This window comes from Actinomyces oris, assembly GCF_006546825.1.
Lineage (GTDB): Bacteria > Actinomycetota > Actinomycetes > Actinomycetales > Actinomycetaceae > Actinomyces > Actinomyces oris.
The window spans coordinates 144,691-170,842 of the sequence record NZ_VICC01000004.1 but is presented as its reverse complement, the minus strand read 5'-3'; the positions used below and the strand labels follow the sequence as shown (position 1 = coordinate 170,842).

Sequence of the window (26,152 nt, the reverse complement as noted above, 5' to 3'; positions counted from 1 at the left end):
GCCCACTGCGACCTCACTGCGGCCCCGCCCCGCACTCCTCGCGGACGGTCACTATCCGGACAGTCGTTGCCCCAGGAGATTCCGCCTGCGACCAGGTGTGGTTGACTTGTCCCAACAGTATCGCCGCTGCTCAGCTCGACTGCGCCGGCGGTTCCTGGTCGCAAGCCACGGAAGGAGCAGCCATGCGGATCATCATGTTCACTCGTGAGAGTGACGCCACTGATGTCCTGCCGGCGACTGCCTTCCTCGACTCCCCGGTGGAGTGCCTCCCCCCGATGCCTTCCTCCTACGCGGAGGTGGACAGCGCCGATGTCGTCATGATCGACGCCCGCGGGGACCTGACCCGTGCCCGTGCCCTGTGCCAGCTCTTCACCGGCCCCATGGACTGCCCGCCCATCATCCTCATCGTGGAGGAGGGCGGCGCCGCCGCGGTGCAGATCGACTGGGGCGCCGCCGACTTCGTCATGGCCGGCGCCAAGCCCGCCGAGCTGTCGGCCCGGCTGCGGCTGCTGCGCGCCCACGTCCCGGTCGTGGACGAGACCGACGACGACCGCATCGACGTGGGTGACCTCGTCATTGACGTCACCGCCTACACGGCCCGACTGCGCGGCACGATCCTGGACCTGACCTACAAGGAGTTCGAGCTGCTGAAGTTCCTGGCCGCCAACCGGGGGCGGGTCCTGACCCGAGACGCGCTCCTGCACGAGGTGTGGGGCGAGGACTACATCGGCGGCTCGCGCACGGTGGACGTGCACATCCGTCGCCTGCGCGCCAAGCTGGGCACCGAGCACGACAACCTCATCGGCACGGTGCGCAACGTCGGCTACCGCCTGGACGCCCCCGAGGACGCCTGAGCACGCCGGCCCCGGGGAGCCTGAGAAGGCCCGGGCCGGCCCAGCCAAGGGGCAAACGCCTGCCCGACCGCAGGGTAGATTCACTGGGTGGACACCGCCGCGGCCCGGAGCCTGGGCCTGTACACTCGTGGGCGGCGTCGGGCCGTGACGGGCCCCGGGCTCCAACTCAAGCCGCCGCGAGCGGCATTCGCGCCGACTGGCGCTCTCCGGCCCGACGTCCCCATCTCTCCCCAGCGGCCTGTCGCCCGTTTCCCCCTCGTGTCGCACCGCCGTGTCACGCACGGCGCCCAGAAGTGTCACTCCGGGCGACTTTTACCTGCGCAGTAGGAGCTCCTGAGTCAACGCGTCATGCGCTGACCTGCGGGGACGTGAATCAGGGGACGCTCAGACCGGCCTCGGGCGGCCTGAAAAGTCGCCATTCGTGACACCTGGCCCCTCGATCCTCAGCCGAAGCGGCCGGAGATGTAGTCCTCGGTGGCCTGCTGGCTGGGGGCGGAGAAGATCTTGTCGGTGGAGTCGTACTCGACGAGGTGCCCCGGCTTACCGGTGGCCTCCAGGTTGAAGAAGCCGGTCATGTCGCTCACGCGCGAGGCCTGCTGCATGTTGTGGGTGACGATGACGATTGTGTAGTCCGTCTTGAGCTCGGAGATGAGGTCCTCGATGGCGAGCGTGGAGATGGGGTCCAGGGCGGAGCAGGGCTCGTCCATGAGCAGGACGGCGGGTTTGACCGCGATGGCGCGGGCGATGCACAGGCGCTGCTGCTGGCCGCCGGACAGGCCCAGGCCCGGCCGGTCCAGACGGTCCTTGACCTCGTCCCACAGGTTGGCCCCGCGCAGGGAGGCCTCCACCAGGTCGTCGGCATCGGACTTCTTGATGCGGCGGTTGTTGAGGCGCACGCCGGCCAGGACGTTCTCGGCGATGGACATGGTGGGGAAGGGGTTGGGCCGCTGGAAGACCATGCCGATGGCGCGGCGCACCTGGACGGCATCGACGCCGGGACCGTAGAGGTTGACGCCATCGACGATGACCTGGCCCTCGACTCGGGCACCGGGGATGGTCTCGTGCATGCGGTTGAGGGTGCGCAGGAAGGTGGACTTCCCGCAGCCGGAGGGGCCGATGAGGGCGGTGACGGACTTGGGCTCGATGACGACGTTGACGTCCTTCACGGCCAGGAAGTCGCCGTAGTAGATGTTCTCGCCGATGACGTCGATGCGCTTGGACACGTCGGTTCCTTTACCTGAGGTGGACTGCTGAGGGCTCTGGGGTCGCTGGGGGCGCTGCGGGCGCGGTGGCCCCGGTGGCTCCGACCGGGCTAGCGCCGGCCGCCCTTGGGGCTGAAGTACTTGGAGATGAGGCGGGCCGCGAGGTTGAGCAGCATGACCAGGATGATGAGGGTCAGCGCCCCGGCCCAGGCCCGCTCCATGGCGGCGGCCTCCCCGCGGGAGTACTGGTCGTAGACGAGCACCGGCAGGGTGGACATGGAGCCGTCCAGCGGGTTGGTGTTGGTGCGGATCGTCAGGCCCACGGTGATGAGCAGCGGGGCGGTCTCGCCAATGACGCGGGCGATGGCGATCATGACAGAGGTGGTGATGCCGGCCACCGCGGTGCGCAGCACGACCTTGACGATGGTGAGCCACTTGGGCACGCCCAGCGCGTAGGAGGCCTCGCGCAGGTGGGAGGGGACGAGCTTGAGCATCTCCTCCACGCCGCGGATGACCACCGGCGTCATGAGGACGCTTAAGGCGACGGCCCCGATGATGCCGGCCTGGTAGCGGGGACCGGCCATGATGAGGAAGATCGAATAGGCGAACAGCCCGGCCACGATCGAGGGGATGCCGGTCATGACGTCGACGAGGAAGGTGATGACCCGGGCGATCCAGCCGCCGTTGTACTCCACGAGGAAGACGGCGGTGAACAGTCCCAGGGGCACCGAGATGAGGGTGGCGATCCCGGTGATCTGGAGGGTGCCGACGATGCCGTGGTAGAAGCCGCCGTTGGAGGCGTCGGCGCCGCGCATGTTCGTGGTCAGGAAGTCGTAGCCGAAGCGGGCCGAGCCGCCGGACAGGACCATCCACACCAGGGAGACCAGCGGCACCATGACGACGGCGAAGGACAGGTAGATGAGGAGGGTCACCAGCGTGTTGCGGCCCCAGCGCTCGCCCTCGCGCACCCAGGACACGGCGGTGGCGCCCACCACCCACACGACGGCGGTCAGGGTGACGACGGCGGCGATGCTCCACCCGGCCAGCAGACCTATCCCGCCGACGACGACGAAGGCGGCTCCCAGCGCCGCCCAGATGAACCAGTCGGGCAGGCGGTAGGAGGTCAGGGGCACGCCCTCGATGGAGGGCGGGTCGGCCAGCGGGTCGACGGGGGCGGCCGGGGCCTCGGCGGCCGCGAGCGCGGCCTTGAGGGACTTGGGCGCGGGAGCACCGGTCTCGCCGGCTGCACCGGCAGCAGCAGCCGGGGCGGGGCGGGACGCCGCACCGTCGGGAGCGGCGTCGGCGGGGGGCTCGGGGGTGTTCGTGGACGTCATGTCAGCTGGCTCCTGAGAACTCGGAGCGGCGCGCGATGATCCACCGCGCCAGGGAGTTGACCGCGAAGGTGATGATGAACAGGACCAGGCCGGTGGCGATGAGCACGTTGACGCTCAATCCGTAGGCCTCGCGGAACTGCGAGGCGATGTTGGCGGCGATGGTCTGGTGCTGGCCGGCCTGGAGGATACGGAGGTTCAGCCCCATCCCGGGCGAGAGGATCATGAGGACGGCCATGGTCTCCCCCAGGGCGCGCCCGAGCCCCAGCATGGAGGCGGAGATGATGCCGGAGCGGCCGAAGGGCAGGACGGCCTGGCGGATCATCTCGTAGCGGGTGGCGCCCAGGGCCAGGGAGGCCTCCTCCTGGAGGGTGGGCGTCTGGAGGAAGATCTCGCGGATGGTGGCGGTGATGATCGGCAGGATCATGACGGCCAGGACCAGGGAGGCGGTGGTGATGTTCTTGGCCGGGGCCGTGTAGTCGGCGAACAGCGGGATGAAGCCGAGGTGCTCGCTCAGCCAGGTGTTGAGGGGGTCGAGCAGGGGCACCAGCCACAGGAAGCCCCACAGGCCGAAGACCACAGAGGGGATCGCGGCCAGCAGGTCCACCATGTAGCCCAGGGCCTGGGCCAGGCGGCGCGGGGCGAAGTGGGAGATGAACAGGGCCACCCCGATGCTCAGCGGCACCGCGACGCCCAGGGCGATGGTCGAGGACAGCAGCGTGCCGAAGACGAGCGGGGCCACGTAGCCCCACAGGCTGCGGTCGCGCATGAAGGAGACCGACTCCAGGGTCTCGCGCGAGGCCGTCAGGGCGGGCAGCGCCTCCCGGATGAGGAAGGCGGCCACGAGGGCGAGCACCACCATGATGAAGGTGCCGGCGCCGAAGGACAGGCCGGTGAAGATCCGGTTGCCGGTCTGCCCGGGGGCCTTGCCGGGCTGGATGATGGCGTCGTCAGCGCTGCTGGAGGCGGTCGCGGTGCCCGCTGGGGGCGGCGACGACGGCGGTGCGGTGGTGCTGGCCACGGCTGACCCTCCTCGGGGTGTCTGGGGCGGCGGCTGGGCGGGCGGGTGCTGGCTGGTCATGTGGTTCGGTGCGGCGTCGGGCCGCCGGGCGGCCTCAGGCGGCGATCTTCTCGATGGCGGCGTTGATCTTCTCGCGCATCTCGCGGGTGATGGGGGCGCAGCCGGTGGCCTTGGTGGAGGCGTCCTGCCCCCGGGTGGAGGCGGCGAAGCGCAGGTAGGCCTTGACGACGGCGGCGATCCGGGCGTCGTCATAGCGCAGGCGGGCGGCGAGGTAGGAGACCAGGACGATGGGGTAGGCGCCCTCGGCGTCGTGGCTGGGCTGGTAGAGCAGGCGGGTCTCGTCGGCCTCGGAGCCCAGGGTGGCGGCGTCGAGGGCGGCGGCCGCGGCCTTAGCGGAGACGGGCACGTAGGCCCCGTTGGAGCCGACAGCGACGGTGCCCAGGGTGGCGGGGACCTTGGAGGCGTCGGCGTAGCCGATGGTGCCGGTGGCCGCGGAAACGGTCTGGATCATGCCGGCGGTGCCGTCACCGGACTGGCCGCCGCGCAGCGGCCAGGTCTCCTCGGGCTCGTGGGGCCAGGCCTTGGGGGCGACGGTGGCCAGGTAGGTGGTCAGGGCCTTAGTGGTGCCGGAGTCGTCGGAGCGGCCCACGACGATGATCCGCAGGTCGGGCAGGGCGGCGCCGGGGTTGAGGGCGGCCAGGGCGGGATCGTTCCAGCGGGTGATGGCCCCGGAGAGGACCTTGGCGAGGACCTCGCCGGTCATGTTGACGTGGGACTCGCCGGTGAAGCCGGGCAGGTTGTAGGCCACGGCGATCGGGGAGATGTAAAGGGGCAGCTCGACGGCGCCGCCGATCCGGCTGATCTCGTCGGCGGTCATGGGGGTGTCGGTGCCGGCGAAGTCGATGGCGCCCTCGACGAGCTTGGTGCGCCCGGCCCCGGAGCCGCCGCCGGCGTAGTCGACGGTGGCGCGCAGGTTGGCACCCATGAAGGTGTTCATCCAGGCGTCCTGCGCGTCGGACTGGGAGGTGGCGCCCGCGCCGCGGATCTCCCCCACCAGGTCGCTGGAGGCGTTGGGGTCGGCGGCGCCGGCGTCGCGCCCGCAGGCGGTCAGCGCGGTCAGGGTGGCCACGCTCAGGGCGCCCAGGGCGCCGCGACGGGTCAGGAGCACAGGCTCTCCTCGCTCAGTCAGAGGGGGTCGGGGGTCCAGTCGGATACCGGGTGATTGTCAGGCAGCGGTCACGATAGGCGCCCCGGATGAAGGTTCCGGGTGACCGGGGTAAACGGTTGGTAAACACCTCCCGTGAGGACGGTCATATGTCGATACGGTGGTGGGCAGACGGCAACTTCAGATGAAGGACATCGACATGACGCACGACCGCAACCTCACGATCTCCTCACGCCCCGCGTTCCTCTCCGTGCTGGCGGCGCTCAACATCTCGGTCATCAGCTTCTTCGTGCTGTGGAGCAATGCCGACGCCGAGGCGGTCAACCGTGCCGAGGAGCACGGTTTCGACCCCAGCCGGCTACTGCCCCACGCCACACCGTTCTGGTTCGCCGCGCACGCCTCACTGCTCAGCCTCCTGGCCCTCGACGTCCTCGCCTTCCTGGCATGGCGCAGGTCCCGCTCGCAGCCTGAGTAACCAGGGCGCCGGTCAGCGGCCTTCGGACAGGACGGGGCGCTGCTTCTCGATGGCGACGGCGCGGATCTTGCCGCGGGGGCGGCGGGCCATGTGGACCACTAGGATCTCGCCGGTCTTGAGCCAGGGGTCCCGGTCGGGCACGGAGCGCAGGAGCCGGCCGGGGGCGTACTGGGAGACGACCTCCATGATCGTGGGCAGGACGGGCCGGTGGGTGCACAGCGCCGTCGGCTCCTCGCGCACGCGCAGAACCTTCTTGACCACGGAGCGCACGCCCTTGGGGCTCTGGGCGTGGGCCATCTCGGTGAAGGCCCCGGCCGTCTCCAGGTTCAGGCCCGCGGCCGCGGCGTAGGGGGCGACCGTGTCCACGCAGCGCTTCCAGGGGCTGGTGATGACGCGCCCGACCCCGTAGGCGGCCAGGATCGGGACCAGGGCACGAGCCCGGGTCTCGCCCTGGTCGTGGGTCAGGGGGCGGGTGGCCTCGTCGGTCTCCTTGTCCCGCTCCTTGGGGCGGTTCCACACGGAGCGCTTGACGGCGCGGCCGTGGCGCACGAGGACCAGGGTCCAGGTGTCGAGCTTGCCGTCCTCCCACAGGTCGACGAGCTCTCCGAGCAGGTCGCGGTCGTAGGAGTAGGTCAGGCGCTTGCGGGCCTGACCCACGCGCAGCCACTCGACGCCGTCGATCTCCTTGGCCGAGGCGGGCTTGACGGCGCAACGGGCGGCGACGGCGGCCGAGGCCTCGGGGGCGACGCGGGCGGCCCAGTAGTGGACCTCTTTGCGCGAGCCGTCGCCGATCTTGTAGCGCACGCGGCTGAGGGGCTGGCCCAGGATGACCTGGACGCCGGTCTCCTCAGCGACCTCACGTACGGCGCAGGTGCGCACCGACTCGCAGGACTCGACCTTGCCCTTGGGAATGGACCAGTCGTCGTAGCGGGGACGGTGGACCAGGAGCACCTCGAGGTGCTTGCCGTTCTCACGCCACACGAGGGCGCCGGCGGCCTTCACGGTCTCGCGCGGTCTGTTCTTCTTGCTGGAGGGGCTCATGGCACGGCCGTCTCAGTGCCGGCCCTTGACGCGCGAGCGCGCCCGGGCCATGAGGCTGTCCTGGATGTCCTCGAGGCGGTTGCCCTCGGCGTCGAGGAGGCGACGCTCCCAGGATCCGTCGGGCTGGAGGTGCCAGGAGGCGACGTCGTCGGAGGCACAGTGGGTGACCAGCCACTCGAGGTCCTCGACCATGGCGGGGTCGGTGATGCGCACCAGCGCCTCGACGCGGCGGTCGAGGTTGCGGTGCATGAGGTCGGCCGAGCCGATGAACAGCTTGGTCTGGCCGCCGGCCGCGAAGGCGTAGATGCGCGAGTGCTCCAGGAAGCGCCCCAGGATGGAGCGCACGCGGATGTTCTCGCTGAGGCCTTCGACGCCGGCGCGCAGGCCGCAGATGCCGCGCACGACGATGTCGACCGGTACCCCGGCGCGCGAGGCGCGGTAGAGGGCGTCGATGACGGTCTCGTCGACGATGGAGTTGACCTTGATGCGGATCCAGGCGGGCAGGCCGGCCTTCCGGTTGGCGATCTCCTGCTCGATGTGCTCCACGAGCCCGTCGCGCAGGCCGCGGGGGGCCACGAGCAGGCGGCGGAAGCGGGCGCGCGGGGCGTAGCCGGAGAGCTGGTTGAACAGGGTGGTCAGGTCCTGGGCGACGTCGCGGTCGCAGGTCAGCAGCCCCAGGTCCTCGTAGCCGCGGGCGGTCTTGGGATGGTAGTTGCCGGTGCCGACGTGGCAGTAGCGGCGCAGGCCGTCGGACTCCTGGCGCACGACCAGCAGCAGCTTGCAGTGCGTCTTGAGGCCGACCATGCCGTAGACGACGTGGACGCCGGCGCGCTCGAGCTTGCGGGCCCAGGAGATGTTGGCCTCCTCATCGAAACGGGCCTTGATCTCCACGATGGCCACGACCTGCTTGCCGGCATCGGCGGCCTCGATGAGGGCGTCCACGATCGGGGAATCACCGGAGGTGCGGTAGAGGGTCTGCTTGATGGCCAGGACCTTGGGGTCGGCGGCGGCCTGGGCCACGAACTCCTGGACCGAAGTGGAGAAGGAGTCGTAGGGGTGGTGCAGCAGGACGTCGTGCTCGCGCATGGCGGCGAAGACGTCCGGAGCGGAGGAGGACTCGTAGGCGGCCAGGCCCGCGGCCGTCACCGGCACAAAGCGCGGGTACTTCAGGTCGGGGATGTCCAGGTCGTGGAGCTGGTTGAGGCAGGTCAGGTCCAGGGGGGCGGGGAGCTCGAAGACGTCGTCGCCCTTGAGGCCCAGGGCGCGCACCAGGTAGCGGCGGGCGAAGGGGGAGATGGTGTCCTCCACCTCCAGGCGCACACAGTCGCCGAAGCGGCGCCGCTCGAGCTCCTTCTCCATGGCCTTGAGGAGGTTCTCGGCGTCGTCCTCCTCGACCTCGAGGTCCTCGTTGCGGGTAACCCGGAAGAGGTGGTGCTCCAGGATGTCCATGCCCGGGAAGAGGTGGTCGAGGTGCTGGCCGATGACGATCTCGATGGGGATGACGGCGCAGCCGGCGGCCTTGTCCGCGGCGTCGAGCTCGCGGCCGGGGACCTGGATGAGGCGCGGCAGGGAGTCGGGCACCTTGATGCGGGCGAAGTGCTCCTTGCCGCTGCGCGGATTGCGCAGGATGACGGCGAGGTTGAGGGACAGGCCCGAGATGTAGGGGAAGGGGTGGGAGGGGTCGACCGCCAGCGGGGTGAGGACCGGGTAGATCTGGTGGCGGAAGTAGCGGGTCAGGCGCTCCTGCTGGTCGGAGTTGAGCTCGTCCCAGCCCAGGATCTTCACGTTGCGCTCGGCCAGGGCCGGACGGATGTCCTCCTGGAAGAGGGCGGCCTGGCGGGCGGTGAGCTCCTTGGTGCGGCTGGTGACCTGGGCCAAGACCTGGTGGGCGTCCAGGCCGGAGGCGCGCACCGGGGTGATGCCGGCCTTGATGCGGCGCATGAGCCCGGCGACGCGCACCATGTAGAACTCGTCCAGGTTGGAGGAGAAGATCGACAGGAACCAGGCGCGCTCCAGCAGGGGCAGGGTGTGGTCCTCGGCCTGCTCCAGGACGCGCTCGTTGAAGTCCAGCCAGGTCAGCTCCCGGTCGATGAAGCGGTTCTTGAAGGACTCCAGGGGCGGCAGGAGATCCTCGGGGTCCACCTGGGCGGTGTCGGCGGAAGCGGCTGAGGCCGCGGCGTCGGCAGTGCTGGCACCGGCCGCACCGGCCGTGCTCAGTGAGGAGGCTGCGGAGGGGGCGCTGGCGGAGCCGGCGGCGGGGCCCGCACTGGGGACGCTGCCGGGAGCGGGCAGACCCGGGTCCCCCGGCGCCACGGCAGCCGGCGCCGCCTGGGCCTCGGCGGCAGACGGGGCCGAGTGCGAGCTGGCGGAGGTGATGGAGGAGGGGGCGATGGCGGGGGTCGCGATGCCGATAGGGCCGGGGGCGGGGGCCGCCTCACCGTCGACGATGTCGTCGAAGTCCTCGTCCTCGTACTGGGGGCCGGAGTCGTCGGCGAAGTCGCGCGGGTCGGCGACCTCGATGACGTGCTCCTCCTCGACCGTCTCCTCGGCACCCTCGGGGTCGTCGGGGTTGGTGGAGTCGGCCGGGTCGTCAGCGCGTTCGGAGCCGTGCGGGTCGGCCGGGCTGGGGGATTCTTCCGTGGCCTCGGCGCGCTCGGGGGCCTCCTGCCCCACGGGGGTCTCGTCAGCGGTGGAGGAGCCGCCGAGGGCGGTCGGGGCGGCGTCGGGCTCGCCCTGGGCGTCGGGGCCGGGGACCTCGGCGGAGACGGCCGGCCCGTCGGTGCTCGCGGCCTCGGGCGAGGCCGCCGACTCGGCGGCCTCAGTGGCTTCCGCGGCTTCAACAGTTTCGGCAGCCTCGGTCGCCTCGGCGTCGTCGGGCACCTGCTCGGGCTCCTGGGGGCTGGGGTGACGCATCCACCCGCCCAGGAAGCGGGAGAGCGGGGTGGGGGCGGAGTGGGGGGCGTCGTTGGTCATGGCCACATGGTCCCACGTCCGGGCGGCCTTGTGGGGCGGGGGTCCGCCCCAGTTCAGCGAATATGCGAGGCGCCGCAGCTCACGCCCGCTCTTTGGGACTCACGGGTGGTAGGCGCCCCCGCTGCGCGCTCCCCCACGTCTCGTCCAACGAAGCGCGCATGATCTCGCCAATGGTGCCGATCGTGTCCAAATCGGAGACAAAGGAGCTTGCGCACTCTTCACACCGTCAACAGATCCGCGGAATCATGCGGTTCTGATCTACCTTCACACACTCACTTCGGGCCTTTGTATCCGATTTGGACATCTCGCGCCCGGATCGCCCCTGCGCAAGGCCCTCTCAGTCGAGGAGTCCGGTGGCGGCGCGGCGGGCGGCGTCGGTGAGCTCATCGGCGGTGGCCAGGAGGGCGGAGTCGCGGCGGGTGACGCGGTCGGCGAGCTCGTCGGCGTCGTCCTCGATCCACACGGGGTTGGAGCCGGCCGCCAGGGCGCGCAGGAATCCGGCGGTGGCGCTCAGCAGCGGGGCGATCTCGGTAACGGAGCCCTCGACGCTGCCGGCCAGGACGGCGTCGAGACGCTCGCGCAGGTCGGTCGGGGAGGGCGCGGGGCGCGCCTCGCCGAGGGCGGACTCGAGGCGGGCGTTGGTGGCGTCGTCAGCCTCGGTGAGGTCGATGACGGTGGCATAGCGGCGGGCGACGAGCTCGGGGTCGCGGCGGATCCACTCGCGCACGAGGAAGAGGCGCCACAGGGTGCCGGGCAGGGTGGTGGCCGGGGAGTCGGCCCACAGCTCGGCGATGTCGTCGATGCCGTTGGTGGCGACCGCGGCGACGATGCCGGAGCGGGTGATGGGGTCGTCCTCGGTCTCGGTGCCGGGGAAGCCGCCGATGAGGGCCTGGGCGGCGCGATGGGCGAGCTCGGAGGCGACGGCGGTGTCGGTGCTGCCCTCGATCTGTTCGGCGGCCTCGGGGTCAAGTCGGGCGGGGCGGTGGAACTGGCGGGCCATGGGGACTCCTCACGCGGTGCGGGCGCGCCGGCGACGACGCTCGCTCCCATTGTCTCGCGAGCGGGCAGGCCCTCCCCCACCGGTTCACTTCCGGCCGACGACGGAGGGGCCGGCGGCCAGCCGCGCGGCGGGTTCGACACAGTGGTCGGTTGTCCGGTTATGCTGACCCCTGCCGACGGCGTCTGGACTCTGCTTCCGGCCGTTGGTGCGCCCCCTTAGCTCAGTTGGTCAGAGCTGCGGACTTTTAATCCGAAGGTCGTGGGTTCGAGCCCCACAGGGGGTACCAACGAAAAGCCGTCACACCGCGGAATACCGGCGCTTCCCCCAACTCACTAGAGACGCCCATGTCGGCTATTTCCGGTATCCTTTGGCTACACGATGGGCTACATGGTAGCCAGCCAAGGAGGAACAGGGATGGGCGCGAGACGGGGCAAAGGCGAGGGATCCGTCTACAAGGACGCCCAGGGCCGGTGGGTGGCCGCAGTCCCGCTCCCACCGGACCCAGCCACCGGCCGCCGGCGCCGCAAGGTATTCCGCACCCGCTCCAAGGTCGAAGCACTGCGCAAGATGCGAGAGACGCAGAACGAACTCGCCCGCACCGGGAACGTCTCCACCAACCGCCCTGTGACCGTTGCCGAGTGGATGGAGCAGTGGATCGACCAGGACGTCGCCCCGATCCGAAAGCCCGCCACAACAGCCGACTATCGCTCCCTCACTCGCACACACATCGTCCCAGCTATCGGTCGCTGCCGGATCGACCGCCTCTCCTCCAGCGACATCCGAACCCTCCACCGCTACATCTCTCAGTCAGGCAGATCCTCTTCCACCGCCGCCAAAGTCCACCGAGTCCTGCGCGCTGCGCTCGCGGCTGCCGAGCGTGAGGGGGTGGCTCCCAGGAACGTGGCGCGTCTGGTGAAGGCCCCGCCGACGTTGTCGCAGCCGCCTCGTGCGATGAGCGCTGAGGAGGCCCGCAGGTTCCTGAGGGCGAGGCGCTCGCGAGGCGATCATGCGAGGTGGTCGTTGGCGCTCATGGTCGGAGAGCGTCAGGGTGAGGCGCTCGGCCTGCAGCTCGATCACCTCCACCTCGACGATGCGATGCCCTGGGTGGATCTCGCCTGGGAACTGCGCAGGGTGACTTGGGAGCACGGGTGCGGGATCAAGGCTCTGGGAGCCTGGCCATGTGGCTACCGGAGGGCGGGCGACTGCCCTGATCGTGAGGCGCCGGTCCCGTCGCACATGGAAGCAGAGCAGGTTCACGGCGGCCTGTGGCTCCTGCGTCCCAAGACCATTGGCTCACAACGCCGCGTCGCCTTACCGCAGGTTCTGGCCGATTCGCTCGCCGAACATCTTGAGACAGCTAGGCCAACCAGGTTCGTCTTCGAGTCACAGCCAGGGGTCCCCGTCGATCCTCGCCGCGACCACGAGGACTGGAAGACGGCGCTGAAGGAGGAGGGGTTGCCTACGATGAGGCTGCATTCGGCGCGCCATACGGCAGCAACGCTGCTGCTCGAGGCGGGAGTCTCGCTGAGGACCGCACAGGAGATTCTTGGGCAGACGCAGGCTCTGACGACGGCCCGCTACCAGCATCCCAGCCTGGAGCTCCAGGCTGCCTCGTTGGAAGAGATTGCTGGCGCCATCACCTGATGTATGACTCCCCCATCCCTGTTCCCATCTGCTGAAAGGAAAATCTCAAATGGATCGATTACCCCCATGGGGCAACGCCCCCGCACCTATGATGGTGATGTCATGAGCACGACCGCAGAGGAGGCGAACCATGACGGTAGCGACGATGTCCGCAGCGATCCGGTCCGGCGCGACTCGGGGGTTCCGCCTCGCCATGAACCCGAGCATGGGGAACTACAGGCGGTTGAGGACTCCTCAGCGAGACGTGACGTCGAAGGCGTGGGAGTCAGTTGGTCGCAGCCTGTCCTCGGCGATGCAGACGGAGGGCCGCTCGCAGGCTTCCAGTCGTCGTTCCAGCTGACGCAGGCCTACACCGGTCCACTTCCTGCGCCGAGCGATTTCGGCGCCTTCGAACGGACGCAGCCCGGGGCCGCGGATCGCATCTTGACGATGGCTGAGAATCGACAAGCCGCCGAGATTGAGAACCAGCGGCTGACGACACGCGCTGAAGCTCGGGCCTTCCTTGGTTCGGCCTGGGCTGTCGCCTTCCTCCCTTGGGGGCTCCTTGTGGCGACAGTCATCCTTGGGATCTACGGCCAGCCCGTTGCCGCGACCTTGACGGGAGTAGCCACAGCCGTATCGGCTGGCCCCCAGATCATCGCGGCGAGTCGCTCAAATAAGCCGAACAGCTGACAGACAAGACGGTGAGGCGGCCCACCACCCATCTCGGGCGGTGGGCCGCCTCACTGTTCCTGGGCCTTAGCAGGCGAGGTCGTGCGCCAGGCCAAGGCGGGAGTACTCGACGTCGTCGAGGAAGGCGAGGCGGGTTCGCAGGGTGTCGACGTCAACCCAGAGCAGTTCTGCGGCCTCGAGCTCGCTGCGCGCCTGGGTGAGCGCATCGACGAGCTCATCGATGGGGATGAGCCGTTGGGCGGCTTCACGTGCGACGTCGGCCTCGACGTCAGGAGGCTGGCAGGTGCGGTGCCCGCGCTCGAGGTGGATGAGTTCATGGACGAGGGTGCATCGCGCTTCGGCAACGGTCTGCTCGACGGTAAGCCAGATGGAAGTTCCGTCGGTGCACCCTAGGACGGTGGGCGGGAGAGAGTTGGTGGGCCAGACGTCGGTGTTGGGATGGGCTGAGAGCAGGGTGCTCCAGGGGCGCTGCGTGCGCGCCCCGCAATCTGTTTGGGACATGTTAGTTAAGGAAGGGGAAGGCCCGGAGGAAACCGGACAGGTGAATAGGTGGGCCTATCTTGCCTCCGCACGGCCTGAATTGGGCTGATTAGACCGGCTTATTTGAGGTTGTATCTAAATTGTTACCCGTAAGTTAGTCGCCTTCGTGCTGCACATTCGCTTCGCGCTCACGGCAAGCCTTCTCCATCTCCCACTCAGGGCGGTGACCCACAGTGCGGGCCGCAGCCTGGTCGAGCGGCGGGGGCGGCGGCACATCAGGACGAAGCGACAGCACCTGCGCACCATCGGAGACAGCCACATCGCTACCCCCACCGTCGCGAGCACCGTTACTCGACCTTAGTGAAGGTGCAACCGAACCGGTACGGTCCGAACTCGAACGAGCCACTGCCGACGCCACTTCCGCTTCAGCGGCGGCTATGAACTCCGATCCACTCCGGCCGATCGCCCTGGCGATCGCAGAGATCTCGCCAACCGTCGCAGGGGGCGTTCCGAGACGCAGAATGATCGAAACCCGGTTCTGCGACATGCCCGCCTTCTCGCCGACATCCGCATGCTTGGCGCCGGTCTCACGCACCGCGTCAGCAAGTAGCGACTGGGTCAGGTGGTCAACGGGCCTGAGCTGCTTTGCGCGTGCCATGGGTCCACAGTGACACAGTCGTTACCGAAGCGCAACCGAAGTGGGTTTGACGGGAACCGAATTGGGTTCCATCATACTGCCATGTCCTCAAACCCAATTCGGTTCGTCACTCTCGACCAGGAGGTGTCGGGCGTCGTCCGCGCCGAGCTCGGACGCGCTCGCATCAGTCAGGGGGAGATGGCCTCTGAGATCGGCATGCACCCCAACGTATTCGGTCGCAAATGCCGCGGCCAAGTGGCCTTCTCCCCATCCGAGCTCGCCGTCGTCGCCGAGCGCCTAGGTCTCACCGCTTCCGCACTCACCGCCGAAGCGGAAGAACGGTTCTTCAACACGTCGTCACGTTCGCGAGCCATGGCTCCCGCGCTCGTAGCCTCGCCGTCGGCGTCCGCTTCCGCAGAGGAGGCTGAGTGATGCCTGACGTGACTGGATGGTCCGAGGAGGAGATCCTCGACTACGAGAACGGCTTGGCTGCGCAGGAGTCTGTGTCTTCGCCGCGGCAAGAGGCCTACTTCGACGCGTACCGCGTCGCCGCTATGCGGGCCATCGACGAGGGGCTCGGTAGTCAGTGGCTCAGGGATGAGGAACGCAGGCTTCGTAGCCTCGACCTCGCGGAGCTCACTACTTACAGCGCCCAGGAGTGTGACGCCGCTGGCACTGTCGGCACTAGGCATCAGGGCCTGCTCGACGATAGGGGCAAGCGATGAGCGCAATGACACTGGACGCGCTCGCGGAACGTCTGGATCGCCTTGAAAAGCTGTTGCTGGCGGGCGCCGTGGAAGAAGTGCGCACTCTCAGCGTGACGGAGGTGTGTCGCCTGACCGGACTGCCTAGGAAGGCGGTGCTGGCTGCCATCCGGACCGAGGATCTGCCCTCGATCGAGTTCGGGGAGAGGACCAAGGTGGTCCGTCCTCATGACCTCGACCTGTGGATCGAGAGCCACGAGCTGCGCGGGTGACCGTGCGCATCTGCCCTGGCAAGAGGGCGCCCCGCGCTGTGTGCGTCAGCGACGGGGCGAAGGAATCAACCAATGAATCCACGAAGGAGTATACCCATGGAAACCCGTTACACGCCGCGTCACCAGCGCAGGTCCCGACTGTCGGCTATGGCCGTGTCTGTTCGTAGGGCCCTGCGTCCGCGCTGGGAGTACCGAGAGGTGAGCATTCTCGATGTCCTGGCCGAGGAGCGCGGAAGGGTCCCGACGCCGTCACTGTCGTCTCGGCAGGCCCGGTGGGGCTCTGTCCTGCTGGCCTTGGGCGCCCTGCTGATCGTCGGGAACCTGGTCGTTTGCCTGACCCGAGCGTGGGCCTTCTCCGGGCTGGCGATCCCCGCCGTCGTCCTTGTGGGCACGGGGGTGGTCATGCTGGAGCTCTCACCGGAGGCCGGCGTACGCCCCTGGTGGGAGGAGCCTGGCATCGGTGACGCCAGTTCTGTTGAGACTGCTGGCTCGGATAACCCGTCGGGGGTGGCGGCATGAGCCGGCGGAGGTCTAGGAAGATCGACTGGTCCCACGGCCCGGTCCAGTGCGTCGCCCGGGGCTGCACCACGATGCTGCGTCCCAGTAGCCAGCGCGCCGAGGGCGAGTGGGCGAACACCGTGCGGCACAAGAGCCATGGCATGTGTTTCAAGCACTGGCAGCAGGCCGCTATAGCCGAGGAACGTCTCTCCGAGCGGCTGCGTACCCGTTGGGGGAGACCTGAGATGACGATCCGGGGCTCTGCGGCGACGGTGTTCTGGCCGCTGCCGGCTGAGGGGACCTTGCTCGGGCGGGAGAAGCGGGATCTGGAGCGCTGGGCGCGAACGGAGTTGGAACGCCTCAGGTACCGGGTGACGGGACGGGCGGCGCTCACAGTTCATCACGGCCAGAACCCGTTCATCTCGGCGGTCTTCCGTGTCCGGGATACTCCTCTTCGCCAACTCTCACGAGCGGCACGGACGGCGGTGGCTGCGTGAGTGGGAATGTGCAGTCGGGGCGGCGTCGGGATCTGTGGCAGGCATTGACGCCTTTGCAGCAGTCGGAGGCGTTGCGGTTGACGGTGGCGGTGATTGCGGCGGCCGTGTCGGGGTCGGCGCAGGCGGTGGCGTCCTGCCTGGCTGAGGCCGGGCGGGTGGCCCCTCAGGTGGAGGCCCATGTGCTGTGGGCGGCACGTGAGCTGACTGGGCCGATGAGGCTGGTCGGTGACACGGAGTCGGTGTCGTCGAGGTGGCTCGAGGAGGGCGCGCGGGTGCGCGCCAGGCAGCGCAGGACCAGTGTTCAGGAAGGACTTTTCTCATGACTACGACAGTGGAGCGGCCGGTGATCGGCGTCGATGACGAGCAGGCCCGCCTGGTGGTGTTCGCGCTGCTTGATGCGGCCGGCGGGGAGCCGGCGGTGGAGGTCTCCCAGGCGGTGCTGGCTCAGAGCACCGGGCTGGACCGTCGGACCTTGCGCCGGGTGCTGGACCGGTTGGAGGCGGCCGGCTGGGTGGGCGTGGAGCGCCCCGCGACCCCTAACAGCCCGGCTGTCTACGGGATCGCCGGCCTGGCGCAGACCTGCCGAGACGTGGGTCTGACCCCGCCGGAGCCTGCCTTGCCGGCCGTGGTGGAGCGGGGCCCCAGGGTCCTGTCTCACGAGGAGGCCACCCATCCTCTGGACCATGTTGTGGAGGGGGCCCGCTACCTGGTCAGCCCCGAGTACCTGCAGGCCGGGGAGAACGTGCGCCGTGACCTGCGGGCGGGCAAGGGCTTCCTGGAGACGGTCCGCGCTCACGGCGTGGTCAAGGACATCGACGTCTACGTGACCTTGACGGGCCTGGTGGTCCTGGACGGTCACCGCCGCCTGGACGCGGCCCTGGCCCTGCACCTGGAGAGTGTGCCGGTGCGGGTGGTGCGGGTCGATGACGAGGCTGAGCGGATTGCCAGCCAGCTGATGGTCAATGACGAGGCAGAGCACTGCAACAGCGCGGAGCGGGCCGACGCGATCCAGCAGCTCGTGCTCCTGGGCGTACCTGCCCAGGACCTGCGCAGGCGGGGTATCCGGGGTGAGGAGGTCGCGGCCGCCAGGGCCGTAGCAAGCGCCCCGCAGGCCGTACGCCAGGCCGCCGTCGAGCGCCCGCAGATCGACCTGGTGGGGCTCGGTCACCTGGCTGAGCTCGCCACCGACGCCGTGGAGGACTCATCGGTGGTGGCCAAGGCCGTCGCCGATGCGATCGAGCGGCCCGACCAGGTCGAGCACATCGTCGCCCGGGCTCGGGCTGAGGCCGAGGAGGAACGGATCTTGGCCGACAAGCGCGCCGAGCTCGAGGCCCAGGGGATCCGGGCCATTGAGGATGCCAAGGAGTGGTCCCTCTATGACAAGGGTCAGCGCCTGGACTCCCTGGTCGACGACCATGGTGAGGTCCTGACCGAGGCGACGCACTCCTCCTGTCCCGGCCACGCCGCCGTGGTATACCCCGACGTCACCTGGGAGGGTGACCAGCGCAAGGTCACCGGAACACGGGTCACCTTGTGGTGCACCGACTGGAGGGCCCACGGGCACCGCAATCGGTGGGCCCGCAACACCTCCGGGGCGACCTCAGGGCCCATGGAGGACGAGCAGCGCAAGGCCAGGGCGGAGAAGATCCGCCGCAACAAGGCCATGGATGCCGCCAACGGCGTGCGCCGCCAGTGGATCCAGGACCGGCTGCTGACCTCGGGCACCCGCCTCCCGGCGGTGGCCTGGCGCTCCAGGCTGCCGCTGTACCTCTTCCCGGTGCTGCGCTGGACCCACATGAGTGTGTCGTCCATCGCCCTGGAGAAGGGCAGGGAGCGGCTGGCCTGCGACCTGCCCTCGCTGAGGGCGGTGCTGCCGACGGCGCCTGCCGCTGAGGTGGCCCTGCTGACCTTCGCGCTGGCAGCGATGGAGGGCTCCATCGAGAAGGACACCTGGACCGACACCAGGGGCGTGTCCGCCATGATGACCCGCCTGCACCTGCGCTTCCTCGAGCAGCTCGGCTACACCCTCTCCGACGTCGAGGCCGACTACTGCCAGGACGTCGAGGACGCCACCGACGACAGTGACCTGCACCAGGTCCCCGGCACTAAACCCACCACCAAGACCACCAGGACGGACCAGGCCGAGGAGGGCCAGTCATGACACCAACAATGGCACCGGGGCTGAGGGCCACGGTATCGGCCGTGTGCCGGGCAGAGGACCTGACCGCAGCGATCAAGGCGGTCATCCCGCACACGGGTAAGGAGAAGGACGGCGGCGGGGTGGAGCGCGTCCGCGTGGTCGCCGACGCCGAGCGCATGCGCCTGGCGCTGGTCGCGACCAACCGGCAGCGGGCGGCGGTCGCGCTGGTCCCGCTGCTGGAGGTCGACGACCCCACCGAGCTGGACGCCGAGACGGACACGACCGAGGGATTGGACTTCACCGCTCCTGCGCTGAAGGTCATCACCCAGGTGTTCAAGTCCACCGGTACCGAGCGCTTGAGCCTGGACATCACCGCCCAGACCCTGCAGGCCACCGACGTCGACGGGCTCCTGGAGGGCCGCACCATCCGTATCCATGCCCAGGGGGAGTACTTCGACGAGAGCGGCCTGGACCGCGTCGACGGTGCCGCCGCTGTGCTGCGCGTGTGCGCCGAGCCGATCGCCCAGGAGGCCTCCTTCCTGATCCCCGAGGACCAGCTCGCTGCCTGGAAGGCCACGGCCACCGCCCTGGGCGGCCTGCCCCTGGTGGCCACCGCCACCGGCCACCTGCTGGTGGCCTGCGGGGCGCTGGAGTCCCTGATGGGCCTGACCGTCCTGGCCACCGGCGACGCCTACGGCACCAGCGAGGCGTCCTTGGGCGTGCCCGCCTGCGACGGCCCCGCTGTTGAGGCCCTCATGGACCTTCTCCTGGATGGCACCCCACCCGGCGGAGAGCCTGCCCGCGAGGCCGAGCACGCCCTGGTCACCGAGATCCAGAACTGGATCCACACCCAAACCAGCACCACCGAGACCTCCGGGAACGCCGAGGGTGACGAGGGCGCTGAGGGCCCGTTCGGGGGTGACGCGGCATGAGAGTGCACCTGAGCATTGACGCCGATCTGTCCGAGGGCATGGAGATGACCGCGACCGCTCCGGCGCCCAGCGTTGACGCGACCAGCCGGGACGACGTTGTCGCCGGCCAGCGCCGTGAGGTCCGTGTGGTTTCCCAGATCCTGAAGATCATCACCAGCTACCTCGACGGTGACGCTCTGGACCGTGACGGTATCGACGAGCTCACCGACCAGGGAGTCCAGTTCACCGCCCGTACCCTGCGCACACCGATGGCAGGTGTCGCCGGCATCAGTGACGCGCCGGCCTGGTATGACCGGAAGCGGGACGGTGAGCTGACCGCCCTGGACCTCGTGGCCGGCCACGCCTCGCCAGCCAACGGGCTGGTCCTGGTCGAGGTCTACACCGCCCAGGGGCATGAGGCGTGCCGTGCGACCACCCGCCTCCTGGGCGAGGAGGGCGTCACGTTCACCGAGATGTCCGCCGAGAGCCACCAGAGCCTGCTGCTCTCCCGGGGCATCACCACCACGCCGGCGGTCGTTCTGCGGGCGCCGGGGTCGGGGCGGCGCATCATCACCTCCTGGCAGGGCCACCGCCCAGACCTCATCAGCCGCTACCTCACCGACGACGAAGTCCCGTTCGGGGGTGACGCGGCATGAGGATCACTATCCGTGTCGAGCTCGATCACCAGGATGGGATCGAGGCGACCCTGACCGCTCCCGCACAGTCCGTCGACGCTTCCTCGCGCTCCGACGTCGTGGCCACCAAGGACTGCGAGGTCGCCCAGGCATTCTCCTTACTGAGCTTCCTCGATGACGCCCTCCAGGGACGTGTCCGGGGCGGCGACTCCTTGGGGCAGTGGCTGCGTGACAACGGTATCCGGGTCGACTTCGGCCCACTCAAGCCTGCTGCCCCCACAAGCCAGGTGCAGGAGGTGGCCTCATGAGCCCGGAACCCACCTGGCAGGCGGTGATCCGCCTGGCCGCCAGTGACGTGCTGAACCTCAATGACTCGAGGAACCACTGGGGGTACACGGCGCCCAAGCGTCGGTTGATTCGCAAGCTCGCTGAACAGACCGCGAGGTTCTCTCATGCGCCGAGCCTTGAGCGAGCCCGTTTGGTGGTGGAGATTGCCTTCCCCGACCGCCGTCGGCGTGACCCCCACAACTACATGGCCACAGTCAAGCCCATCGTCGACGGCCTGGTCGACGCCGGCGTCCTGCCCGACGACGACGCCAAGCACCTGCTCGGCCCGGACCTGCGCCGCCACCCGGAGGTCACCAAGAAGCGTCTGGCCCAGCCCGTCTACGAGTTCCACCTCTCCCTCTACGACCGGGGAGGCCTCTCATGAGCACCACCTGGGCGCCGGTGACCTTCTACGAGATCCGTGTCGGCGACACCGTCAGGTCCCTGGATCACCGCACCGGCGAGGTGATCGCCAACGGCCAGGTAGACCACATCGTCCACTGCAAGGACCACGACCGGGCAGTCAACCACACCCTGGGCCTGCTGGCCCGCTCCGACTACCCCCACATCGAAAGGAGGACCTCGTGCCCACCAGCACAGGCCGTCGCGCCCGTCATGTCCTGATCGACTTCTCCTCCGGCCAGGTCCACTGCCGCTCCTGCGGCGCCGTCATGCGCCCCAGTGAGGGCATCACCAACGGCTGGCCGACCTCGACCGTCCCCTACGGACGCGCCGGAGAGTGCAAGAGCTGCGCCACCCCGGCGACGGCCGAGGCGGGGCACGCGGATGAGAGAGAGACCGAAGAGAAGCGGCCGGCCGGCGCCGTCGAGCAGCCCCTCTCCCCCACCAAAGCCGCTCCGACACCCAAAGCGGTTCCTCGGCGTCGACCGCGCCACCGTTTCGACTACCGGCCCCCGACGGAGAACCTCTGCTTCTCCTGCGGACGCCCCATCAACCCCCTCACCGGCGAGTGCCGGTGCTCCGACTGACCAGACAAGGAGACCTCCATGTCCACCTTCACCATCGAGACCATCAGCGCCACCGAGGTCTGCCCCGGCGACACCGTCCTCGCCGGAGGAGTCCCCGAGAAGATCACCCGCGTCGCTGAGATCGATGCCACAGCGAACAACTTACTCATGATGGGCAAGTCCACCCGGGTCCGCCTCTACTCCAAGAAGGACCTGATCGCCGAGGTGCCGCTGTCGACGACCGTGTGCAGGGTCATCGAGGACGTGGCCTCCGTCCAGGAGGCCGACATCGAGACCATGATCGAGGAGCGGAAACCCGTGGTCCCGGTTCACGAGGAGGCCCTGCTCAACCTGAACAAGGCGCTGCTCGACCCGGATGATGACCACCAGGGCCTCGAGCGCGCCGCTGAAGAGCTCGTGGACTCGGTGTCGGAGGAGCTCGGCCTCATCGATGAGGCCAGCACGGTCGAGGTGCCTCGGGCGGTCATCAGCATGCTCCGCGACAACTACTACCGCGCGCAGCACGACAGTGATTACCCGACGGACTCTCTGCTCTGCGCCGTCGCTGTAGTCCTGGGGATGGTCAAGGAGAAGGCAGAGAAAACCCAGGAGGCTGGGGAGGCATGAGCGTCGTCGTCATCGTCGCGGCCGTGGTCGTCCTGGGCCGCCGCCTCGCCCACCACCGCATGAGGGGCGCAGCTGATGGCCGGTGAGACCGTGCTGACTCTGGTCGGGAATCTCACCGCGGACCCCGAGATACGTTTCACGCCCTCCGGGGCAGCGGTGGCCTCCTTCACGGTCGCCTCCACGCCGCGTACCTTCGACCGCCAGGCCGGCGAGCGGAAGGACGGCCAGGCCCTGTTCATGCGCTGCTCGATCTGGCGCGCTGCTGCGGAGAACGTGGCCGAGTCGCTGACCAAGGGCACGCGCGTCATCGTCCAGGGCCGGCTGGTCCAGCGCTCCTACACCACCCGTGAGGGCGAGAACCGCACGGTCGTGGAGATGCAGGTCGACGAGATCGGTCCCTCCCTGCGCTACGCCAAGGCCCAGGTCACCCGCCAGCCCCGCAGCAGCGGCCAGGGTGGCTTCGGCGGCGGCCAGGCCAGCCCCACGGCCTTCGGCTCCGGCATCGGCCAGCCCCAACAGCAGGCCCCAGTCCAGCCGCCAGCGGCCGGAACCTGGCAGGCGCCCCAAGGCGGCACCCCGAACGACCCGTGGGCCACGGGCGGGCAAGCAGCCTTCCGAGACGAGCCCCCGTTCTGAGTGGAGTCCCCATGAGACGCCATCGCGCTCGCGGCCGAGAGCCGCCCGGCGCCGTAGATGTCCTGTTGTTTTGTGAGTAGAAAGATCCCCGTTCCATGCCTTGGGCACGTTTGACTGACACCGCGGCCACGCACCCGATCGTGCTGGCGGTCGCGGAGCACCCGGATGCCGATGACAGGTCGGTCAACGAGGTGTTCGGGTTCATGCTGCGCCTGGCGGCGATGAGCGCGCAGTACCTGACGGACTACGTGTTCTGGTACTCGTCCGCTGTGCAGATGGCCGGCTCGAAGTCTCAGGCCGATCACCTGCTCGAGCTGGCGGCCTTCGCCGGCTACGGGGTGCAGGACGTTGAACCCGGATCCGGGAGACGCTTCTTCCGCCTGGTGGCGGATCCGGACTTCGTCCACATCAAGACCGCCGAGGAGGTCGCGTGGGAGCGCGACCGTAAGGCGAACAACGGGGACCTGTCGATCATCGTGCCGGTGCGCTGGCGCGATGGCGACGCGTGCCGCTACTGCGGGAAGGTCGTCAACTGGGCCGACCGCAAGGGCGGCAAGGGCGGTACCTACGACCATCGCCTGCCTGGCCAGTCGGGCACGTGGCACAGCGAGGTCGTGGCCTGCCGGTCGTGCAACTCGATCCGGGGCAACGCCTCCAAAGGGCTGCCCCCATCGGAGGGAATGGCGGCGGCCGATCGCATCCGGCCGCTGCTGACTCCTCCGGACCGCCCGTACTACTCGCCCCGGACCCGTGAGTGGCTCAACAGCCACGCCGACGTCCTGGCGCTTCACGACATGCGCCCGCCCGAGCTCGCTGCGGAGGGGACCAAGCCTCTGCGTGCGGGTAGCGACGTGCGGACGTCCTCGCAGACCGTCGACGGAGTCGGGGCCGGCAGCCAGCCGCCCCGGCCTGGACCCGTCTCCACATCCCACCTGCCCGGCAGCCAGTCGGGCCAGGCAGCTCATCGCAGGCTCCCCGGACGCGCCGACAGCCAGTCGGACCGCGTTGGTCGGGTTGAGCCCCTCACCACCGGTGAGGAGAGGCCCGCCCCAGCGGCCGAGGCCTCCCGCGCGCCAGACACGTTCCCCAGCCGACCTGCCAGCCAGGCAGGGACACGGCCGGGTCGAGCACCCCAGCTCCACTGGGGCAGGCCGTCCAGCAGCCAGCTGGGCAGCCCGTCAGCGCGCGGTGATGATGAGACACACGTGGAGACGGTTGACCCCGCCGGCGGGCCGCAGGACGCCGCACGCGCAGCCCCTGGGGCGCGGTCGACTCCCTCGATCTGTCCGGATCTGCCAGATCAGGTCAGATCCGGACAGATCGAGACAGATCCGCCGGGTACGGAATCTGGATACGCCGGGTCGGGTAGGGACGGGCAGGGCCGGGCCTCGGGTCCTGGGAGGGGCCTGTCCGGGACTGGGCCCGGGCTGGGAGGCGCGCCCCCTGGCACTGGTCGGAGAAGACCACGACGACGGCGAAGGGCCAGAAGATGAACCGAGTGAAGCTGCAAGGAGACATGCGATGAGTCAGTGCGCGTCGGGCTGCGCGATTCGCGGCCATCACCTGGCCGAGTGCGACGGCTGGGCCTGGGGGCGGGATGAGTACGGGGAGCCGGAGGAGGTTGAGTGCGCTGGTTGCCTGCCTCGTCAGGCGGAGTTTGGGCTGCTGTGCTCCTGGTGCTGGGGGCGTCTTCAGTCCTCAGTCCGCACCCTGCCGTCCCTGGTTGAACACCTGTTCGATATGGGTGCGCCCTCCCTGCGGAGCCCGCTGGGCCGGGCTGGTGGTGGCCGGTCAACGCCGGGGTCTGGGTGCTTGTACTCCGGTGCGCTGGTGGCGGCTGATGAGCTGCACGCGATCCTGGGTACCTGGGCGCAGGAGGTCGCGGTGGAGCACCCGACTGCCGGCAGCCTGCCGGTGGGCCTGTGCCGCTGGTCGGAGGGGCGCCCGGTAGCCGGGCCGTTGGACTGGGCCGACGTCGCTGACGGCGTTGCCGACCCGGTGATCCTCGGTCCTCGGGAGCCGGAGGACACACGTCGTCTCGTTGCCTGGCTGGACCCGCACCTGGAGTGGGTCGCCTCCCAGCCTTGGGCCGCGGACATGATCGCCGACCTGGCTCCGGCCGCGAGCAGAGCGCTCGACCGTTGGCCGGTCCAGGAGCCGGAGCGCAGGGTCACCGAGGTGCGCTGCCCGTCGTGCGAAGCATGGTCGCTGGTGATCGTCCCGCCCTCGGTGCCGGGAGCCGATCGCCTGGTGCGCTGCATCGTGCCCTCGTGCGGGAGCGTGCTCACCGAGGAGGACTGGGAGCAGGCCCTGAGCCAGGCGCTCGCCGACGCCCAGGCCGAGGCGGCCGCGGCGTGAGCGTGACCGGACCTGACGGGGTGGAGTGGGTGACTGCGGCTGAGGTCCGGGAGCGGATTCCGGGTCTGAGCTACCGCACTCTTCAGTCCTGGCGGCGTCGGAAGAGGGTGAGGAGTCTGCGCTCCGCCGGCCAGGTGTGGGTGGCCTGGCCCGACGTCCTCGAGCGGGAGGCGGCCGCGCACCGCGCAGACTGGAAACGCGGCCGTCGCGCTACCTGCAGCCAGTAGCCTGTGCCCGGCACGTAGATCCCCCTGGCAAACGCAACGCCAGGGGGATCTACGTGCTTGCGGGCGAGAGGTCAGAGCCGGCGGCGTTGCTGCTCGATGTCGCCGATGAATCGCTGCGCTGCGCCGATGTTCTTTCGGGGGACCTCGATCGTCCAGAAGATGTCTGGGCTCTCGATGGTCAGGAACTTCTCGCCCCCAGTCTTCTTCTTGGCAGCGAGGGCGAACACCCCGAGGGTGACCAGCCGGGTCATCGTGACCCGGGAGGATAGCTCCTCCCCGTCCTCAAGACGTACCCCCTCTAGCTGACTGAGGGGGAGGGTCTCAACGGACCCACCCCCCTTCTTCTCCAGCCGGTCGGGGTAGAGATGCAGGGCCCCATCCTTCGCCGAGAAGAAGAAGCTGATAGGTCGTTCCTTCTTACGTCCGAACATCGTTGTTCCTTTCTCACCATTGAGCGGGCTGGATGATTTTACGCTGCACCTTGCGGCAGCACAGCGCTCCTTTGGTCTTGGTGTGACACGCCGTGCGCACCACCGTCTGGACAGGCGTTCGATCGTATTGCATCCTTGGTGTCAGCGGGACACTTGCGCCCAGCCGCTTCAACCAAGGGAGGTTGTCATGGTGGCGTGGCAGAGCAGTGACCGCTCTTCACGTCTTCCCGATGACTGGCAGCTGCGTCGCGCCTTCGTCGCTCAGCGCGCAGGCGGTCAGTGCGAAGGTGTCATGGGCGATGGAACAAGGTGCGTCGAGCCTGGCAGAGAGTGCGACCACATCGAGCGCGGAGACGATCACGACGTCTCCAACTTGCAGTGGCTGTGCTCATGGCATCACAAGCGCAAGACGCAGCAGGAGTCGCG

General features: G+C 69.1%; 31 protein-coding genes and 1 tRNA gene. 21 read left to right on the top strand and 11 right to left on the bottom strand.

Features of this window, described 5'->3' with window-relative positions; translation table 11 throughout:
* Window positions 1-182 precede the first annotated feature (182 nt).
* On the top strand, window positions 183-854 hold the full coding sequence (locus FK267_RS05035; protein ID WP_075374805.1) for a winged helix-turn-helix domain-containing protein: 672 nt from the start codon (window positions 183-185) through the stop codon (window positions 852-854).
* Window positions 855-1,297: 443 nt separating this feature from the next.
* On the opposite strand, the gene pstB is transcribed toward FK267_RS05035, so the two are convergent.
* From pstB to pstS, 4 genes are all read right to left on the bottom strand, one after another.
* Window positions 1,298-2,077, bottom strand: coding sequence for a phosphate ABC transporter ATP-binding protein PstB (gene pstB, locus FK267_RS05030; protein ID WP_003781705.1), 780 nt, complete (start codon window positions 2,075-2,077; stop codon window positions 1,298-1,300).
* An 89-nt stretch (window positions 2,078-2,166) separates the two neighbouring features.
* Complete coding sequence (gene pstA / locus FK267_RS05025; RefSeq protein WP_198498133.1) at window positions 2,167-3,390, bottom strand: phosphate ABC transporter permease PstA; 1,224 nt, start codon at window positions 3,388-3,390, stop codon at window positions 2,167-2,169.
* Window position 3,391: 1 nt separating this feature from the next.
* The gene (gene pstC / locus FK267_RS05020) at window positions 3,392-4,408 is read right to left on the bottom strand and encodes a phosphate ABC transporter permease subunit PstC (RefSeq protein ID WP_075414083.1); all 1,017 of its coding nucleotides are present in this window, start codon (window positions 4,406-4,408) and stop codon (window positions 3,392-3,394) included.
* A 94-nt stretch (window positions 4,409-4,502) separates the two neighbouring features.
* Window positions 4,503-5,576 carry a phosphate ABC transporter substrate-binding protein PstS gene (gene pstS, locus FK267_RS05015; RefSeq protein WP_141406514.1) on the bottom strand — a complete coding sequence of 358 codons (1,074 nt, stop codon included), beginning with the start codon at window positions 5,574-5,576 and terminating at the stop codon, window positions 4,503-4,505.
* Window positions 5,577-5,772: 196 nt separating this feature from the next.
* On the opposite strand from pstS, the gene FK267_RS05010 reads away from it, so the two are divergent.
* Window positions 5,773-6,048 carry a cell surface protein gene (locus tag FK267_RS05010; protein ID WP_232622511.1) on the top strand — a complete coding sequence of 92 codons (276 nt, stop codon included), beginning with the start codon at window positions 5,773-5,775 and terminating at the stop codon, window positions 6,046-6,048.
* A 12-nt stretch (window positions 6,049-6,060) separates the two neighbouring features.
* Here the strand turns inward: FK267_RS05010 and FK267_RS05005 are convergent, their stop codons facing one another.
* The 3 genes from FK267_RS05005 to FK267_RS04995 all read right to left on the bottom strand — a co-directional run bounded on the left by FK267_RS05005 (window position 6,061) and on the right by FK267_RS04995 (window position 11,062).
* Window positions 6,061-7,089, bottom strand: a complete 1,029-nt coding sequence (locus FK267_RS05005) for an NUDIX hydrolase (RefSeq protein WP_141406512.1) — start codon at window positions 7,087-7,089, stop codon at window positions 6,061-6,063.
* Window positions 7,090-7,101: 12 nt separating this feature from the next.
* Entirely contained in the window at window positions 7,102-10,062 is a 2,961-nt protein-coding gene (locus tag FK267_RS05000) for an RNA degradosome polyphosphate kinase (protein WP_141406511.1), read from the bottom strand.
* Window positions 10,063-10,399: 337 nt separating this feature from the next.
* Entirely contained in the window at window positions 10,400-11,062 is a 663-nt protein-coding gene (locus tag FK267_RS04995) for a hypothetical protein (RefSeq protein ID WP_141406510.1), read from the bottom strand.
* Between the two features lie 209 nt (window positions 11,063-11,271).
* Between FK267_RS04995 and FK267_RS04990 the strand changes: the two genes are divergently transcribed.
* The 3 genes from FK267_RS04990 (at window position 11,272) to FK267_RS04980 (ending at window position 13,378) form a co-directional block, all read left to right on the top strand.
* Window positions 11,272-11,348, top strand: a tRNA-Lys gene (locus FK267_RS04990).
* Window positions 11,349-11,686: 338 nt separating this feature from the next.
* A complete protein-coding gene (locus FK267_RS04985) occupies window positions 11,687-12,706 on the top strand; it encodes a tyrosine-type recombinase/integrase (protein WP_170198601.1) in 1,020 nt (339 codons plus the stop codon).
* Window positions 12,707-12,808: 102 nt separating this feature from the next.
* Window positions 12,809-13,378, top strand: coding sequence for a DUF2335 domain-containing protein (locus FK267_RS04980; RefSeq protein ID WP_170198600.1), 570 nt, complete (start codon window positions 12,809-12,811; stop codon window positions 13,376-13,378).
* 66 nt (window positions 13,379-13,444) lie between these two features.
* Here FK267_RS04980 and FK267_RS04975 read toward each other — a convergent pair whose 3' ends face one another.
* Together FK267_RS04975 and FK267_RS04970 are read right to left on the bottom strand one after the other, a co-directional pair.
* Window positions 13,445-13,879, bottom strand: coding sequence for a hypothetical protein (locus FK267_RS04975; protein ID WP_141406507.1), 435 nt, complete (start codon window positions 13,877-13,879; stop codon window positions 13,445-13,447).
* Between the two features lie 133 nt (window positions 13,880-14,012).
* A complete protein-coding gene (locus tag FK267_RS04970; RefSeq protein ID WP_141406506.1) occupies window positions 14,013-14,516 on the bottom strand; it encodes a hypothetical protein in 504 nt (167 codons plus the stop codon).
* An 81-nt stretch (window positions 14,517-14,597) separates the two neighbouring features.
* Here FK267_RS04970 and FK267_RS04965 point away from each other — a divergent pair, with 81 nt between their 5' ends.
* The 16 genes from FK267_RS04965 to FK267_RS04890 all read left to right on the top strand — a co-directional run bounded on the left by FK267_RS04965 (window position 14,598) and on the right by FK267_RS04890 (window position 25,295).
* Entirely contained in the window at window positions 14,598-14,927 is a 330-nt protein-coding gene (locus FK267_RS04965; RefSeq protein ID WP_141406505.1) for a helix-turn-helix domain-containing protein, read from the top strand.
* Entirely contained in the window at window positions 14,927-15,220 is a 294-nt protein-coding gene (locus FK267_RS04960; RefSeq protein WP_141406504.1) for a hypothetical protein, read from the top strand. Before FK267_RS04965 ends, FK267_RS04960 begins: the two co-directional genes overlap by 1 nt.
* Window positions 15,217-15,471: a helix-turn-helix transcriptional regulator gene (locus tag FK267_RS04955; protein WP_141406503.1), complete on the top strand. Its 255-nt coding sequence runs from the start codon at window positions 15,217-15,219 to the stop codon at window positions 15,469-15,471. Before FK267_RS04960 ends, FK267_RS04955 begins: the two co-directional genes overlap by 4 nt.
* 96 nt (window positions 15,472-15,567) lie before the next feature.
* Window positions 15,568-15,990, top strand: coding sequence for a hypothetical protein (locus tag FK267_RS04950; RefSeq protein WP_170198599.1), 423 nt, complete (start codon window positions 15,568-15,570; stop codon window positions 15,988-15,990).
* A 795-nt stretch (window positions 15,991-16,785) separates the two neighbouring features.
* Window positions 16,786-18,627: a ParB N-terminal domain-containing protein gene (locus tag FK267_RS04945; RefSeq protein WP_141406501.1), complete on the top strand. Its 1,842-nt coding sequence runs from the start codon at window positions 16,786-16,788 to the stop codon at window positions 18,625-18,627.
* On the top strand, window positions 18,624-19,538 hold the full coding sequence (locus FK267_RS04940) for a hypothetical protein (protein ID WP_141406500.1): 915 nt from the start codon (window positions 18,624-18,626) through the stop codon (window positions 19,536-19,538). The genes FK267_RS04945 and FK267_RS04940 overlap by 4 nt, the downstream gene beginning before the upstream one ends.
* A complete protein-coding gene (locus FK267_RS04935) occupies window positions 19,535-20,173 on the top strand; it encodes a hypothetical protein (protein ID WP_141406499.1) in 639 nt (212 codons plus the stop codon). The genes FK267_RS04940 and FK267_RS04935 overlap by 4 nt, the downstream gene beginning before the upstream one ends.
* Entirely contained in the window at window positions 20,170-20,460 is a 291-nt protein-coding gene (locus tag FK267_RS04930; protein ID WP_141406498.1) for a hypothetical protein, read from the top strand. Before FK267_RS04935 ends, FK267_RS04930 begins: the two co-directional genes overlap by 4 nt.
* Window positions 20,457-20,864, top strand: a complete 408-nt coding sequence (locus tag FK267_RS04925) for a hypothetical protein (protein ID WP_141406497.1) — start codon at window positions 20,457-20,459, stop codon at window positions 20,862-20,864. The genes FK267_RS04930 and FK267_RS04925 overlap by 4 nt, the downstream gene beginning before the upstream one ends.
* A complete protein-coding gene (locus FK267_RS04920) occupies window positions 20,861-21,103 on the top strand; it encodes a hypothetical protein (protein ID WP_141406496.1) in 243 nt (80 codons plus the stop codon). Before FK267_RS04925 ends, FK267_RS04920 begins: the two co-directional genes overlap by 4 nt.
* Window positions 21,064-21,468, top strand: a complete 405-nt coding sequence (locus FK267_RS04915; protein ID WP_141406495.1) for a hypothetical protein — start codon at window positions 21,064-21,066, stop codon at window positions 21,466-21,468. Before FK267_RS04920 ends, FK267_RS04915 begins: the two co-directional genes overlap by 40 nt.
* An 18-nt stretch (window positions 21,469-21,486) precedes the next feature.
* Entirely contained in the window at window positions 21,487-22,074 is a 588-nt protein-coding gene (locus FK267_RS04910) for a hypothetical protein (RefSeq protein WP_141406494.1), read from the top strand.
* Between the two features lie 75 nt (window positions 22,075-22,149).
* The gene (locus tag FK267_RS04905; RefSeq protein ID WP_141406493.1) at window positions 22,150-22,710 is read left to right on the top strand and encodes a single-stranded DNA-binding protein; all 561 of its coding nucleotides are present in this window, start codon (window positions 22,150-22,152) and stop codon (window positions 22,708-22,710) included.
* Window positions 22,711-22,805: 95 nt separating this feature from the next.
* Window positions 22,806-24,203, top strand: coding sequence for an HNH endonuclease (locus FK267_RS04900; RefSeq protein ID WP_141406492.1), 1,398 nt, complete (start codon window positions 22,806-22,808; stop codon window positions 24,201-24,203).
* Window positions 24,204-24,231: 28 nt separating this feature from the next.
* Window positions 24,232-25,068 carry a hypothetical protein gene (locus FK267_RS04895; RefSeq protein WP_141406491.1) on the top strand — a complete coding sequence of 279 codons (837 nt, stop codon included), beginning with the start codon at window positions 24,232-24,234 and terminating at the stop codon, window positions 25,066-25,068.
* Entirely contained in the window at window positions 25,065-25,295 is a 231-nt protein-coding gene (locus tag FK267_RS04890) for a hypothetical protein (RefSeq protein WP_141406490.1), read from the top strand. The genes FK267_RS04895 and FK267_RS04890 overlap by 4 nt, the downstream gene beginning before the upstream one ends.
* A gap of 71 nt (window positions 25,296-25,366) precedes the next feature.
* Here FK267_RS04890 and FK267_RS04885 read toward each other — a convergent pair whose 3' ends face one another.
* Complete coding sequence (locus FK267_RS04885) at window positions 25,367-25,726, bottom strand: hypothetical protein (RefSeq protein ID WP_141406489.1); 360 nt, start codon at window positions 25,724-25,726, stop codon at window positions 25,367-25,369.
* 217 nt (window positions 25,727-25,943) lie between these two features.
* On the bottom strand, window positions 25,944-26,087 hold the full coding sequence (locus FK267_RS13410; protein ID WP_170198598.1) for a hypothetical protein: 144 nt from the start codon (window positions 26,085-26,087) through the stop codon (window positions 25,944-25,946).
* Between the last annotated feature and the right edge of the window lie 65 nt (window positions 26,088-26,152).